14 protein-coding genes are annotated in these 14,600 nt (G+C 60.5%); 8 read left to right on the forward strand and 6 right to left on the reverse strand.

The annotated features are described in order from the left end of the window. Positions 1-30 precede the first annotated feature (30 nt). Together petA and AC1DZU_RS31010 are read left to right on the forward strand one after the other, a co-directional pair. Complete coding sequence (gene petA, locus AC1DZU_RS31005; protein WP_477290631.1) at positions 31-513, forward strand: ubiquinol-cytochrome c reductase iron-sulfur subunit; 483 nt, start codon at positions 31-33, stop codon at positions 511-513. Between the two features lie 16 nt (positions 514-529). Beyond that, positions 530-1,840 (forward strand): cytochrome b, encoded by a 1,311-nt coding sequence (locus AC1DZU_RS31010; RefSeq protein ID WP_477290633.1) that lies wholly within the window; start codon positions 530-532, stop codon positions 1,838-1,840. 134 nt (positions 1,841-1,974) lie between these two features. Here AC1DZU_RS31010 and AC1DZU_RS31015 read toward each other — a convergent pair whose 3' ends face one another. Beyond that, the gene (locus AC1DZU_RS31015) at positions 1,975-2,742 is read right to left on the reverse strand and encodes a sensor histidine kinase (protein WP_477290635.1); all 768 of its coding nucleotides are present in this window, start codon (positions 2,740-2,742) and stop codon (positions 1,975-1,977) included. A 392-nt stretch (positions 2,743-3,134) separates the two neighbouring features. On the opposite strand from AC1DZU_RS31015, the gene AC1DZU_RS31020 reads away from it, so the two are divergent. From AC1DZU_RS31020 to AC1DZU_RS31045, 6 genes are all read left to right on the forward strand, one after another. After that, positions 3,135-3,893: an SDR family oxidoreductase gene (locus tag AC1DZU_RS31020; protein ID WP_477290638.1), complete on the forward strand. Its 759-nt coding sequence runs from the start codon at positions 3,135-3,137 to the stop codon at positions 3,891-3,893. Positions 3,894-4,127: 234 nt separating this feature from the next. Next, a complete protein-coding gene (locus AC1DZU_RS31025) occupies positions 4,128-4,964 on the forward strand; it encodes an alpha/beta fold hydrolase (protein WP_477290705.1) in 837 nt (278 codons plus the stop codon). 91 nt (positions 4,965-5,055) lie between these two features. Then, positions 5,056-5,472, forward strand: coding sequence for a cupin domain-containing protein (locus tag AC1DZU_RS31030; protein ID WP_477290640.1), 417 nt, complete (start codon positions 5,056-5,058; stop codon positions 5,470-5,472). 45 nt (positions 5,473-5,517) lie between these two features. Continuing rightward, the gene (locus tag AC1DZU_RS31035) at positions 5,518-5,955 is read left to right on the forward strand and encodes a CBS domain-containing protein (protein WP_477290642.1); all 438 of its coding nucleotides are present in this window, start codon (positions 5,518-5,520) and stop codon (positions 5,953-5,955) included. An 85-nt stretch (positions 5,956-6,040) separates the two neighbouring features. Then, positions 6,041-6,499, forward strand: coding sequence for a carboxymuconolactone decarboxylase family protein (locus AC1DZU_RS31040; RefSeq protein ID WP_477290644.1), 459 nt, complete (start codon positions 6,041-6,043; stop codon positions 6,497-6,499). 57 nt (positions 6,500-6,556) lie between these two features. After that, complete coding sequence (locus tag AC1DZU_RS31045; protein ID WP_477290646.1) at positions 6,557-7,204, forward strand: HD domain-containing protein; 648 nt, start codon at positions 6,557-6,559, stop codon at positions 7,202-7,204. A 119-nt stretch (positions 7,205-7,323) separates the two neighbouring features. Here the strand turns inward: AC1DZU_RS31045 and AC1DZU_RS31050 are convergent, their stop codons facing one another. The 5 genes from AC1DZU_RS31050 to AC1DZU_RS31070 form a co-directional block, all read right to left on the reverse strand. Then, positions 7,324-8,022, reverse strand: coding sequence for a response regulator transcription factor (locus tag AC1DZU_RS31050; RefSeq protein WP_477290648.1), 699 nt, complete (start codon positions 8,020-8,022; stop codon positions 7,324-7,326). Then, entirely contained in the window at positions 8,012-8,401 is a 390-nt protein-coding gene (locus AC1DZU_RS31055) for a response regulator (RefSeq protein WP_477290650.1), read from the reverse strand. The genes AC1DZU_RS31050 and AC1DZU_RS31055 overlap by 11 nt, the downstream gene beginning before the upstream one ends. Continuing rightward, a complete protein-coding gene (locus AC1DZU_RS31060) occupies positions 8,398-9,045 on the reverse strand; it encodes a response regulator transcription factor (RefSeq protein ID WP_477290652.1) in 648 nt (215 codons plus the stop codon). Before AC1DZU_RS31060 ends, AC1DZU_RS31055 begins: the two co-directional genes overlap by 4 nt. Then, positions 9,042-12,650: a PAS domain-containing protein gene (locus tag AC1DZU_RS31065; protein WP_477290654.1), complete on the reverse strand. Its 3,609-nt coding sequence runs from the start codon at positions 12,648-12,650 to the stop codon at positions 9,042-9,044. The genes AC1DZU_RS31060 and AC1DZU_RS31065 overlap by 4 nt, the downstream gene beginning before the upstream one ends. A gap of 418 nt (positions 12,651-13,068) precedes the next feature. Then, positions 13,069-13,458, reverse strand: a complete 390-nt coding sequence (locus AC1DZU_RS31070) for an SPW repeat protein (RefSeq protein ID WP_477290656.1) — start codon at positions 13,456-13,458, stop codon at positions 13,069-13,071. Positions 13,459-14,600 lie beyond the last annotated feature (1,142 nt).

The raw sequence follows: 14,600 nt of genomic DNA on the forward strand, positions 1-14,600 counted from the left end.
CCGTTTTTCGACAATTTGGGAGTCGTGATCATGACCGATATCTCCGAACGGGAAACCGTTGTTGCCGAGCACGCATTGCCCGCTGAGGCGCTGGGCTCGGTCGAGGTCGACATCTCCTCTCTAACGCCGGGCATGTCGCTGGTCGTGAACTGGCACGGTAAGCCTGTCGTCGTGCGCAACCGCACCGAGAAGGAAATGAAGGACGGGGAGGCCGTCAACCTTGCCGATCTCAAGGACCCAAACGCCCGCAACGCCAATCTGCTGGCCGATGCGCCGGCGACCGATGCCAACCGCACCACACCCGGCAAGGAAGCCTGGATGGTGATGGTCCAGGTCTGCACGCATCTGGGTTGCATACCGCTCGGCCAGGAAGGCGATTTCGGCGGCTGGCTCTGCCCGTGCCACGGTTCGCAATACGATACTGCCGGCCGCATCCGCAAAGGCCCGGCGCCCGAGAACATGGCGATTCCGGTATTCAAGTTTCTTTCCGACACCAAGATCCGTATCGGCTGAGGCAGAGGACATTTCGATGAGTGAGGGACACTCGACCTACAAGCCAAAGACCGGTATCGAGCGCTGGTTCGACGCCCGCCTACCGCTACCGCGGTTGGTGCATGACTCCTTCATCGTCTATCCCGTCCCTCGCAACCTGAACTACGCTTATACGTTCGGCGGCATTCTCACGATCATGCTCGTGGCGCAGATCCTGACCGGCGTCGTGCTGGCCATGCACTATGCGGCCGACACCACTCTCGCCTTCGATTCGGTCGAAAAGATCGTGCGCGACGTGAATTCGGGCTGGCTACTGCGCTCCCTGCATTCGAATGGCGCCTCATTCTTCTTCATCGCAGTTTACATCCACATTTGCCGCGGGCTCTACTGTGGTTCGTATAAGTCACCGCGTGAGCTTCTGTGGGTGCTCGGTTGCACCAACCTGCTGTTGATGATGGCGACGGCCTTCATTGGCTATGTGCTGCCGTGGGGCCAGATGAGTTACTGGGGCGCCACTGTCATCACCGGCTTCTTCAGTGCCATTCCACTGGTCGGCGACTGGATTCAGCAATTGCTGCTCGGCGGTTACGCCGTCGGCAATCCAACGCTGAACCGCTTTTTTGCGCTGCATTACCTGCTGCCATTTTTGCTAGCTGGCGTGGTCACATTGCACATCTGGGCGCTTCACGTAGTCGGTCAGAACAATCCAACCGGCATTGAGGTGAAATCAACCACCGATGTTGTGGACTTCACACCCTACGCTACCGCAAAGGACGCGTTCGGCATCATCGTGTTCCTGTTCTTCTTTGCCTATTTCGTCTTCTATCTGCCAAACTTTCTCGGCCATCCGGACAACTACACGATCGCAAATCCGCTGAAGACGCCTGCGCACATTGTGCCGGAATGGTATTTCCTGCCGTTCTACGCGATCCTGCGCGCCATCACCTTCAATGTCGGACCGATCAATTCCAAACTGGGCGGCGTGCTCGCGATGTTCAGCTCAATCGCCGTGCTATTCTTGGTGCCGTGGCTTGACACCTCAAAGGTGCGCTCGGCGGTCTACCGGCCGTGGTACAAGTTCTTCTTCTGGCTGTTCGTGGCCAACGCACTCTTTCTTGGCTGGCTCGGGTCACAACCTGCGGAAGGCGCCTATGTCACGATGTCCCAAATGGCGACTATCTGCTATTTCGCGTTCTTCATCGTAGCCATGCCGCTGCTCGGATTTATCGAGACGCCACGGCGCCTGCCCAACTCGATAACCGAAGCAGTCCTGGAGAAGAACAAGGCAGCGTCAATTCTCGACGGTCCGCGAGACACCGGCCATCGGCCCCGTCCAGAGCAGAAATAGGCGGGTGACCACGATGGTCGATGCGAGTGCAGTGATGGACTGGTGGAGTTCCCCGTCCTGGACGTGAACCCTTCTACGGACCGACCTTGGTGATCGCAGGCTTCGTGTGAGGATTCTCAGCTATTTGGTTGCCGCTATGGCCTGATGTCGGCCCGCGCTCCGCCCGCAGGCAGTCGCAAGATCACGGTTGTGCCTGACCCGAGCGCGCTGTCGATTTCGACACTGCCATCGTGCTGCTCGGCGAAATGCTTCACCATCGGCAAGCCGATACCGCCCAGGCCCTGGCACTTCGTGGTGAAGAAAGGATCGAAGGCGCGGGCTATGGTTTCCTGGGTCATGCCGATACCGGTGTCAGCGACGCGGAGCTCGACAAGGGCGCCATGGCCATTATCCGCCAATGCGGCGTCTATCGAGATCGAGCCGCCGTCGGGCATCGCGTCGCGCGCATTGAACACGAGATTCAGGACCGCGTTCTGCAGGCCCAAACGGCCACATATCGCAAGAGGTAAATCGGATTCGATACGGACCTCGAGCCGGATCTGCAGTTCCCATGCGCTTCGGATGAGAGTTTCAACCTCAGCCAGGCAGCTCCTCAAATCCGTGTGTTCGATTTCTTTTGGAGCCTCCAAGGCTCTTGCCATTGTATCGCGGACGAGCGCGCCAGCGCGCTGCAGCGCCGTTCTGGCACTTGCGATCACGGGCTCAAGGTCCGGAGCCGTTGAGACGCCTGGGTCTCGCGCGACGCGATTCAGCGCGGATGACGCGACCTGGATGAGATTGCCCAGATCATGAACGATGCCGGCGGTCGGCTGCTCCGTGCGACGCGCGTTGGATGCGCTGTCGGCATCCCGACGAAAGTCGTTGTCGCCTGCCGTGCCTGGTCTTGCTTCTGCGCGTGACAATTGGCGTCCCCTGCGGCCCCTGAGTGCGTAGCTGATCTGGTCCTGCCAAACGCTAAGTGCGAGGGGTACGCGCGGTCGATTGGATCGAGGATCAGGGCGGCATGTCCAGCGGACCAGGGTGGCCTTGTCGCAAGCTTGCCGGGATGCGTTTTCTTATGTGCGGGAGGGTCGACCACTTACCCGAGAGCCCGGTCAACCAATCCACACGCATCTAGCCCTCCTCCTATCGCCACATAGGACTCCCGGTCTTTGGGCTCATCGCTCCTAGACCTTCGCATCGAACGACAGATGCTTCCGTTCGATAGTTTGGCCGGCAGCTCCGTCGCATTGTCTACAGCGAAGAAAGGCCAATCGCCAACTCAATCCATGGAACGCGAACGAGGAGTTTCGACATGAAAATCGTGGTTATCGGCGGCACCGGACTGATCGGGTCGAAGACGGTCGAGAGGCTGCGCAAGAAGGGCCATGACGTGCTGGCAGCGTCGCCGAATTCGGGCGTCAATACGATTACCGGCGAGGGCCTGACAGAGGCGCTGGCAGGAGCACAAATTGTAATCGACCTGGCGAATTCGCCTTCATTCGAAGACAAGGCCGTTCTGGAGTTTTTCGAGACCTCCGGCCGAAACCTGCTTGCAGCAGAAAAAGCTGCTGGCGTGAAACACCACATTGCGCTTTCGGTCGTCGGTACCGAACGGCTGCCAAAGAGCGGCTATCTGCGCGCCAAGGTGGCCCAGGAAAAACTGATCAAGAGCTCCGGCATCCCCTACACCATCGTTCATTCGACGCAGTTCTTCGAGTTTCTGGGCGGCATCGCCCAGTCGTCGATGGTCGGCGATGCCGTCCATCTGCCGGCAGTCTCCTTTCAGCCTATCGCTTCCGATGACGTCGCCGATGTCATGGCGGATGTTGCGCTTGCGCCTCCGGTCAACGGCACGATCGACATCGCCGGGCCTGAGCGGGTGCGTTTCAATGAGTTTGTCGCGCGGTTCCTGAAAGCGACGAACGATCCGCGCCAGGTGATTGCCGATCCTCGCGCACTCTACTTCGGTACGGAGCTGGAAGACGGGTCGCTGGTTCCTGCCGGCAACGCACGCATCGGCGCCATCCGTTTCGAGCAGTGGCTCCCCCACGCTTCGCTCCAGCGCCACTGATCCGCACCCGCCACGATCCGACCTCGTCCTGGATTGGCGAGGCCCCAGCGCCCAAACGCGAAGGAGCACGTGATGAGCAACAATTTCCCCACCCCTGCCGAAACGACGCGGCGCGATGTCCTGCAGGGCGCGATGGCCGCCGCCGTTGCAGCCGGTCTGCCCAGCGCAGCGCTCGCGAAGGCTGAGCGGGGGAAGAAACTTCTCTCTTCCAATTCAAGCAAAGGATCAACGACCATGAGCATGATCACCACCAAGGATGGCACCGAAATCTACTACAAGGATTGGGGTCCCAAAGACGCCCAACCGATCGTTTTCCACCATGGCTGGCCATTGAGCGGCGATGATTGGGATACGCAGATGCTCTTTTTTCTCGGCAAGGGCTACCGGGTCATCGCCCATGACCGGCGCGGCCATGGCCGCTCGGCCCAGGTCAGCGAAGGTCACGACATGGATCACTACGCCGAAGATGCCGCCGCGGTATTCGAGCACCTCGACTTGAAAAATGCCGTTCATGTCGGCCACTCCACCGGCGGCGGCGAAGCCGCTCACTATGTAGCGCAGCATGGTCAGCGCCAAGGCCGCGTTGCAAAGCTCGTGCTTATCGGCGCCGTGCCGCCGATAATGCTGAAGACGCCTGCCAACCCAGGCGGCTTGCCAATCGAGGTTTTCGACGGGTTGCGTAAATCGCTCGCCGACAGTCGTGCGCAGTTCTATTCGGATTTCGCCGGTGGTCCCTTTTACGGGTTCAACCGGCCCGATGTTAAGCCAATCCCAGCCGTGATCCAGAACTGGTGGCGGCAGGCGATGATGGGCAGCGCCAAGGCACAGTATCAAGGAATCAAGGCCTTTTCGGAGACCGATTTCACCGAGGATCTGAAGGCCATCAACGTGCCGACGCTCGTCATGCATGGTGACGATGACCAGATCGTTCCGATCACCGACTCGGCATTGCTGTCATCGAAGCTTCTGAAAAAGGCAACGCTCAAGGTCTACGAGAAATTCCCACACGGCATGTGCACCACCCATGCCGATGTGGTGAACCCCGACCTGCTAGCCTTCATCAAGTCATAGGCTCGCGCCGCTTCCCCCCGCGAGAGCCCGATCGCCGGTCGCCCCTCCCCGGCCGGCGATCCCCATCCACCCCCAAACCGGAGCCAAGACAATGATCAAGACGATCCTCTGCACCGCTGCAATCGCAACCAGTCTCGCAATGGGCTCTGCACTCGCCCATGATTCCCATGGCGACAAGGCCACGCTGATTTACGACCACCCGCTGCCCAATGTGCCGGGCAAGAGCATGCGCGCCGTGCTCGTCGAGTACGAACCGGGCGGCACCTCCGCGGGTCATACGCATCCCAAGTCCGCGTTCATCTTTGCGACGGTTCTCGAGGGCAGTATCCGCAGCCAGGTCAATGGCGGGCCGGTAACGACATATCGCGCCGGCGAGAGCTTTTCCGAGTTCCCGGGCGACGTTCACGGTGTCAGCGAAAATGCCAGTACGACCGAACCCGCCAAGCTTCTGGCTGTGTTCGTCGTCGATACCAGTGAAACCGAGCTGACCACATACAACGACGACTGAGGCCGAACATCGCACGGATCGGTTTGAACATGGAGGATGGCTGCAATGCTTGTCGACAAACTGCATGCCTTGACTTCGCCACGCCTTGCCGTGATCGACGTCAACGCCACTGTGCAAGCGGCCGCCCTCTCGCTTTCCAGGCCCGGCGTCGGCCTTGTCGTGGTCTGCAATGGCAACGGCGGCGCCGAAGGCGTGCTGAGCAAATCTGACCTCGTCCGCCATCTCGTCGGTTCGCCGTCGTCAGTGCCGCCAGTTTCAGCCCTTATGAGCAGACAAATCGTTTCGTGCACGCCGGAGGATGATCTGCATGAGGTGTGGCAGACAATGGCTGCCACTAACCTCCAGAACATGCCCGTGGTCGACATAGGCGCCAGGCCTATCGGTATTCTCGACATACGCGACGCGATGAAAGTTCTGTTCGAGCGGGAGGAGATCCAAGAGCAGATACTTTCCGACTACGTAGCCGGTGTCGGCTATCGCTAACCGCGTTTGTCAGCCGTCGGGGGCAACGAAACAACGCCGAGCCCCGCGAGAAAATGAACCTTCAATCGACATCATGGAGTCTCACATGACCAAGCGTCTGAATTTCCTGGCCCGCAAGAACGGGGGCATCGAGGGTCTCGTCGCCATCGAGAGCTGGCTTGCCAACAGCTTCGACCCAAAGCTGCTCGAACTCGTCAAGTTGCGGGTGTCGCAAATTAACGGCTGCGCGCATTGCCTGCATATGCACCGGCAAGACGCCATCAAGCTTGGCGAGACCGACGACCGGCTGCTGCTGCTCGACGCTTGGCGCGAGTCTGCCCTCTACACGGAACGCGAACGGGCCGCTCTCGCTTGGGCGGAAGCCCTCACCCGGATCTCAGAAACCCATGCGCCCAACGCTGTTTACGAGGAAGCCCGGAAGGCCTTCTCGGAAGATGAACTCGTCGCACTATCGATCGGCGTCGCTACGATCAACGTCTGGAACAGGCTGGCAATCGGCTTTCGCCTCCAGCATCCGGCGGATCGCATGCGCGCCGCCGCTTGAAACCGGCGACGACCTGGCCGGCGAAACCAGTCAAGAATGCGATGTGGAGAATTCGAGATGAACCGAACCACCAGCCAGATACTTGCAGGGATCTCGGTACCCGATTCCCCGCTCGTGCAGCAGGCTCTCGAATATGCGCGGAGAGAGTGCGAGGCCTATTTGTTCAATCACGTCGTCCGCTCCTGGTTGTTTGCGGCACGGCTTGGACAGCTCAGCAACATCGGCCACGACGCCGAAGTCGTCGCGGTCGGGACCTTGTTGCATGACATCACGCTCAACGAGCGTTTTGATGGTCCGCGCCGTTTCGAAGTCGAAGGTGCGGATCTGGCCAGGACCTTCTCGCGACAAGGCGGTGTCGACGAGCGCCGGGCACAGCTCATCTGGGACAGCGTGGCTCTCAACTCGACCCCATCGATCGGCCTCTACAAGGAGGCGGAGGTAGCCCTTTGTACTGCCGGCATCTGCCTGGATGTTGTCGGACTCAAGTACGAGACCATCCCTGCGGCAGAAATCGCCCGGATCGTAGGTGAATTCCCGCGGCTCGAGATGAAGCGGCGCATGACGCGGTGCATCTGTCATATCGCCCAGACGCACCCGGAAACCACCTACGACAACTTCGCCCGGGACTTTGGCAAACGCTTCGTGCCGGGATACCGGGCGCCCTCTTCCGTCGATGCCGTGGCGAACGCGCCCTTTGAGGAATAAGCCCTCCAAGCCCGGTGCGGCCGCCTTTGGTTCGCCCCGCCCGACGAATGGGCTTCCAGCCCCGCGCAGATGACGAGTTTCTCTCCGCGAGCTTAGGCATTCCACGGACGACCGTGGGATCAAGCCGAAGACGTGGCCGCGCCTGCATCGCGCATCGTTGCCGGCAATGTTTCCCATGCCCGGATCAGCTCGCCGATTGACGCGACCTCCATCTTGCGCATCACATTGCCGCGGTGGAGCTTGACGGTGATCTCGCTGATGCCGAGGTCGAACGCGATCTGCTTGTTGACTCGCCCCTGCGCGACTTCGCGCAGGACTTGACGTTCGCGTGGCGTCAGGGTCTCAAACCGCTCGACATTATGCTTGACGACCACTGCAGCCGCCCGTCGAGTTGCGTCCATGGCAATCCCCGCAACCACCGCGTCAAGTAGGGTTTGGTCGCGAGCTGGCTTTGTCAGAAAGTCGACTGCGCCGGCCTTCATAGCCTGGACAGTCATCGGAATATCGCCATGCCCGGTCAGGAAGATGATCGGCTTGGGGTTGCCGCTTTTTGCCAGACGATGCTGCAGGTCGAGACCGCTCGCTCCCGGCATGCGCACGTCGAGGACCAAGCATCCAGGCGTATCCAATACATCGGCGTCGAGGAATTCGCGGGTCGAGGCAAAGCAGATCGACTGGAAGCCCGCCGACAGGATCAACTCGGACAGCGCCTCGCGAACAGAGGCATCGTCGTCGACAATGATGACAACCGGCTGCTCCGCTTCTCGCTGCTGTGATTGCGGTGCCGATCTCCGCGGGAGTGGCTGCTCACCTGTCATGGTCATCCTCCATTTTTTGAATGCGCAAGGCGTCGCCGACCGCCGTCAGCAGGGCTTGAGCATCGAAGGGCTTGCGGAAAAATCCGCTGACGCCCTGCGCGCGATCCTGATCGGCTATCTCGTGGCGGCCTGTGATTAGGAATACCGGCAACTCCGGACGCGCCCTTCTCACCAGGTCACGAAGTTCAAAGCCGTTCATGCCAAGCATTCCGACGTCGGTGATGAGCGCGTCCAGGCCCGATAGCCCGCTGATGAGCAACTGTCGCGCCGATGAGAAGCTGCGGGCCACGTAGCCAGCGGACTCCAGAAGCTCCGCCTGCGACTCGATCAGTCGTGAATCGTCGTCGACAACCGCCACAACAGGCCTGACCTTGCTCACGCTAAGTTCCTTCGCGCCCGGCGCGAGTGGGTAATCGGTATTTCCAATCGCTCCGCGATACGCACGAGATCGGCGAGCGACGCCGCCACCATTTTCTGCATGACGTTCCTTCTATGGATTTCCAGCGTGACCTCGCTGATCCCTAGTTCGGCGGCGGCTTGCTTGTTCAGCAGGCCGCTCACCACGAGCGGCAGCACCTCGCGTTCGCGCGGCGTCAGGTCGAGATAGCGTTGCCTCAGCACGCCAAGCTCGGCGCGCGCAGATCTACTTGCCCGATCCTGCGCAATTACCGCGTGGATTGCGGCGATGAGATCCTCGTCACTGAAGGGCTTGCTCAGGAAGTCCACGGCGCCGTGCTTGATCGCGCGCACGGATGACGGGATGTCGCCATCCCCTGTGATGAAAACGATCGGCGGATGATCCCCTTCGGCGATCTGCCTCTGGAGGTCCAGGCCATTGATATCCGGCAACTCGATATCCAAGATGAGGCAGGCCGGCACGTCCGGCTTGGCTACGCCGACATAGTCGCCGGCTGATGCGAACGCGATGGCGTGCATGTTGTGTGACGCCAGGAGTTCGCTGAGCGCCTCACGAATGCGTTCATCGTCATCGACGATGTAGACAATATGGTCTTCCGTCGTCATGGCGCCGCTTCCGCTGCAACCGGCAACGTGAAGGGGAACGTCGTTCCGTGCGGTTCGTTGGTCTCCACCCACAGCCGGCCGCCATGGGACTCGACAATCGAACGGCAGATCGCCAGCCCCATGCCCATCCCGTGCCCTTTCGTGGTGAAGAACGGCTCGAATATTCTCTCTGGAAACTCGACGCCTTGCCCGCGATCGCTGATCTCCGTCTGGACCACATCGCCCAGTCGGCGCACGCGGACCCCAAGAACTCTGCCGCCCGCAACAGAGTCCATCGCATCCATACCGTTGCGCATGAGATTGACCAGGACCTGCTGGATCTGAACGCGATCGAGCAGGAGAAGCGGAAGATCGCGTTCGATGTCCGTATTGATGCGGACACGATGCCGCCCCGCCTCTTCCGCCATGAGATCCAGCGCCTCGGCAATGACGCTGGACAGCGCTGTGTCGGTCCTCTGAGTTATTACGGATTGTTTGAACAAGGCGCGGATGTGGCTGACGACATCCGCCGCTGCGTTGGCGTTCCGGATGACGCGCTCCACCGTTTTTTGCGCGCGCTCGATATTCGGGGGGTCGGCCGTGAGCCAACGCTGGCATGCATGCGAGTTTGCCATAACGGCCGCCAAGGGCTGGTTCACCTCGTGCGCGATCGACGCGGAGAGCTCGGCCAGGCTGGCCGCTTGGGTCTGACGCGCAAGGTTCTCCTGGGCAAGGCGCAGTTGTTCCTGCACCCGAACCTCGCTGTCGATGTCCAGGCAGATCACGTTCCACTGCACGATGGCGCCTTCGGCGTTGCGCATCGGCGCGGCGCGCGTCTCGACCCAGCGATATTCGCCGTCGAAACGCCGCAGACGATGCCTCCGCGCATAAGGCTCGCCAGTGGCTAGCGAATGGGCGTACCTCTCCTTGACCCCCGCCACATCATCGGGATGAACGCCGGCGTCGAGCGTGCCAGCCAACCGAGTCTTTCCTGTACCGTCCAATTCTTCAAGATCGTATCCGAGAAACTCGCGGAGCTGCTGACTGCGATAAACCGGTTCGCCATCCGGCGCGGCGCAATCAATCATCGCCGGCAGCGTTTCGACGAGCTGCCAGAGGAAGCGTTCTCTCTCGAGCAATGCCTCCTGAGATGTCACATGATCATGGATATCAACGTTGGCGCCGTACCACCGGATAATGCGACCACTCTCGTCGCGAAGTGGATCCGCGTGCCCCTCCGTCCATCGGTATGAGCCATCCCATCGGCGGTTGCGAAACTTCAGCTCGAACCGTTCGCCCGTGCTGAAGGAATGGGTCAAGGCGCCCAGCAACGCGGCCTTGTCATCCGGATGGACGATCGTTTCAATTGCACTTGGCAATCCGCCCTCGGCATCAAAATCTTCCAGCTTCAGACCGATATAATCCACCATGGTTTTGTTGATGTAGGCTGGCTCCCCGCTCGGCGAGACGCACCACATCTGCACTGGCACGGTGTCAATGAGCTGCTGCAGCTGTCGCTCGCTCCGGCGAAGCGCCTCCTCGACAAGCAGTTGATCGTGGACGTCATGCGTAAGCCCGTACCACTCGAGGATGCGTCCGCCCTCATCTCGCAGCGGCTCCGCACTACCCTCCACCCAGCGGTAGGCGCCATCCGCACGCCGCAGGCGATACTTCCTGAAGAAGCGCTCGCCAGTGGCGAAGCAATGGTTGAGCGCTTCCGCCAGGCCTGCAGCATCATCGGGATGGACAGCCGTCTCTATGACAGCCGCCAGACGGCTCATGCCAGGCTTGCCTGCATTTGCTATGTCCAGCCCAAGAAAATTCATCAGGCGCTTGTTGAAGAAGGTCGGCTCGCCCTCCGAACTCAGCCGCCAAAGCATGCTTGGAACCATATCCACGAGTTGCGCGAGCTCCCGCTCCCGGTCGCGCAATGCCTCCTGCGCGCGCACCTCATCGTCGATGTCAATGGCAGCCACATACCATTGCACGATCGTTCCCGTTTGATTCCGAAGCGGTTCTGCGCGGCCCTCCATCCAGCGATACACGCCGTCTGCGCGGCGTCGGCGATACTTGATGGTGTAGCGTTCGCCGGTGGCGAGGGCGTGGCCAAGTACTTCCCGCATGCGAGGTCCATCCTCAGGGTGAACGGTCGCCCCTATCATGGCTGCCACGCGACTCATCCCTGGTCTATCCAAATCCGCAACGTCATCCAGGCCGATAGATTCCAGCGTGCGCTTGCTGAAGAAGGTCGGCTCGCCGTCGGGCGCCATGCGTCCAATGTTAACCGGGACCATGTCGACCAGCAGTGACAGCTCCCGTTCACGCTCGCGCAACGCCTCCTGCGCGCGCATCTCTTCGTCGATGTCGAGGGAAACGCCGTACCATTCGGCAACCGAACCGTCATCATCACGCCGTGGTTCTACCCGGCATTCCGCCCACCGGTAGTCGCCGTCCTTCTCGCGCCAACGAAACCGCATCGTGGTGGCGTTGCCGGTTGCGAAGCAGTTCCCTAACGTCCGCTGGACCTCGGGGGCGTCCTCCGGATGAGTCAATTCCTGCACCAATGTCTCGATACGCTGGTGAGGATCGAAGGTCGGGATAACAGCTCGGAAATGGTCTTGGTATCGCTTGTTGAAGTACAACGGCTGGCCCGTTGACGTCGCGCTCCACACGCGAACAGGAAGTGCATCGATCATCCGCTGAAGTTGGCGCTCGCTTTGGCGCAGGGTGCTCAGCGCCAGTTGGTGCTGCCTGGATATGGCGGCAACGATGAGCGCCGAGAATGCCGAAATGGCCAGAAACAACTGAAGCATGATGTGCTTTTGCTTCAGCGATTCGGGATCGCCGGCAAATTGGCTGGCGCCGGATATCGTGAACACCGCCGTAATCAGCGCGAGGAGGACCAAGGCGACCGCGGCGCCTTTGAACTCGAAGCGCACCGCGGCCCAAAGAAGGGGCGGCATGATTATGTAGGCGAACGGCAGATAACCGCTGAGGGAAAGAGTTGCGACGCCGAGAAATATCAACCCCAAGACGCAGACTTCCATATAACGCGCGCCTGAGAGCTGAGTCACGTCGCGCCAGTTCTGGAACACGACCAGCGCCATTGGCGCCACGATCAGGACCCCTGTGGCGTCGCCGATCCAGAATAGCGGCCAGGCCGCCGTGAAGGTTTGCGATTGCATACCAAACCACGCAAGGGTGGCGCTTCCGACCGTCGCGCTCACGACTGGCGCGATTCCGGCGGCCAATGCCACGAATGCGAGAACTTCCTGCAAGGTTTCTAGCCGGACCGGCCGCCTGCAGGTCAGGTGCACGAGCCATGCGCCGACCACCGCTTCAAGAGCGTTGCCGGTGTAGATCAGGATGGCTGCAGCCAGGGGACTGTGGAACCATAAAAAATTGCTGAACAGTTCGGCCAGACATCCCGCCGTTACCCACCAAGGCCAGCTGGGCCTGGAGGCGAGGACAAGCGTGGCAATGAAAAGTCCGCTCGGGGGCCAAATGGAGATACCGGTTCCAGGTACGATCGCGAGCAACTGAGCAAATCCGCAACCCAGGACATATGCAGCGAAAAAAAGCCCCAAGTGCACCAATTGGGGGCGATGCGACCAGATGTGCATCATTTGCTGCTCCCTCCAGCACAGATACCGTCAGTGCTGAGTATGGCACTTGTCCCTGGTGTCTGGATCTGGGCTGGCGAACTCACGCCCCCACCGTAGTCCCACCATACCCCGACCGCACCTCATGGAACCATGGGGCGAGACGAACGGAATCGCATGCTCACCTAAGAGGAGCCATAAGGTGCAGGGCGAGGTAGCATAGTCCGATCGTGTAGGATTTCCAACACCTCGGTAGCAGGACTCCTTTGCAGCAATCGGTCGACGCGCAGCTCCGCAATTAACATGGGAGGCCCTGCGGCCACGACGGGTGGCTTCGAGTCCATCATATTCCGCCAGACCGTTTCCGGGGACGGCCGCGGCAGCAACTCCGCAAGTCCGTCCCCGATGGTCCCTTTGGACCATACATCTGTGGGCTTCGGAGTCAGTGCTTGAGGGCACCTGGGGACTTGCGACTTGCCGCAAGCTGCATGACAGCGATCGTCGCAACGCAAAGCCCGATTACAACGTGCGTCCACATTGGTCCCTGCGCCGACCCGAATCCGAGCAGGAATGGAGCAACCACTGCCCAGCTCCCTAAGGTGAGATTGGACCATTCGGTCCAAGCTCCGTAGCGATAGAGCGCCACAGCAGAGCAGCGTACGATCAGAGTGCCGACGATCCCCGCGCTCCAAGCCGCGAGGGGTAGCCCTGCGAACATGAAGGCAGCGCAGGCCAGGCAGGCGCCCATAATGAGGTTGGTCCATTCCAACCCCTTGCTTGGTACTTCACTTTGCATCTTCTTCTCCTTTGAGTTCTTAGTTGGCCTGACCATTTCGAATTACTGAATTCGAGGCAGGTTGGAGAAGAATGAAGCAGCCCGATGCACTAGACTATTCTACGCAGGCATCTGTTGGGCGATGCAAAGGGCTAGGGCAGTTGGTCGCGGAGATGGCACCCAAGTGCCGGGCATGGGGAATGCCCATTCGTCTCATGAGAACAGCGCGCTGCAGTCGACCGGGTGCGTGTCGCGATTGTCATCTCCGTCTTGCTGCGGGGGCCCCGATCCAGCCGCGGGCGATTGCGGAGCGACAGTCTGGATTCGAAGCAGCCTATTCACCGGCCACTGAAGAACCAGGTCAAAAGCAGCGGCATCTGGCGTATCTCTTCAGGCGTGGCAGCCTGCGGCAAAGTCATTCATCAAGGCCCATCGGCGCTGGCCGGCTACACGGGACTTACAGCAGAACCTCTTTTTGCGCCTCGTTGGCAGGCGCGGCGGCTGGAGACTGTAGCTTGCCTGGCGGACCCTGATGCGAGAGGTGCCGGTCGAACGGGGCCTCGCCATTCTGGACACGTTGTTGAGCTCAAAGCAGTCGGGCGCGCAGCGCATAGTCAAAGGCCTTTGGCGACTGCACCTCCGCACCGCCTGCAACAAAGGTCATGGCGCTTCGACCCGGTCGAGGCGTCATGTGCGATCGCCCGACCAGCTGAGTCGAGGATAGCGTGAAAAAGGAGTGGACTTAACAGGCGACGTGGACGGGCCAAGACCATCCGACAGTATCCTCCAAGCTGTGTCTCTCTTGGCGACGTCCCAGCACATCGGCGAGCAGAAGTAATAATGGTATGGTGGCCGGTGAAAAGTAGAGTCGCAATGGATGCAGTTCATTGGCTGCCTCCAAGGAATCCGTACCAAGCTGTATCGCGCCGGTGTTGGCGGCCTGCGGGCCGGACTTGGCCTCGCCCCAACCTTGCCGGCGCGACGCGCGCAGGCTGGTCCCAGGCCCCGCATGTAGTAGAACTCGGGCCTGTAGCGGGGTGTGTTGAATTTGCGAACCGCAGATGCCGCCACTTGACCAGTGACGTCCCGATGGCGGTCCAGGCTGCGAAAGCTGGCACGGCAAGGGATATGCGGCGCGACAGCATTCCCGTGAGATACATTGGCTCCTCCATGAGGTTTGCGACTTTGGGGACAGAATG

The sequence above is a fragment of the Mesorhizobium sp. P2_A12 genome (assembly GCF_056405075.1).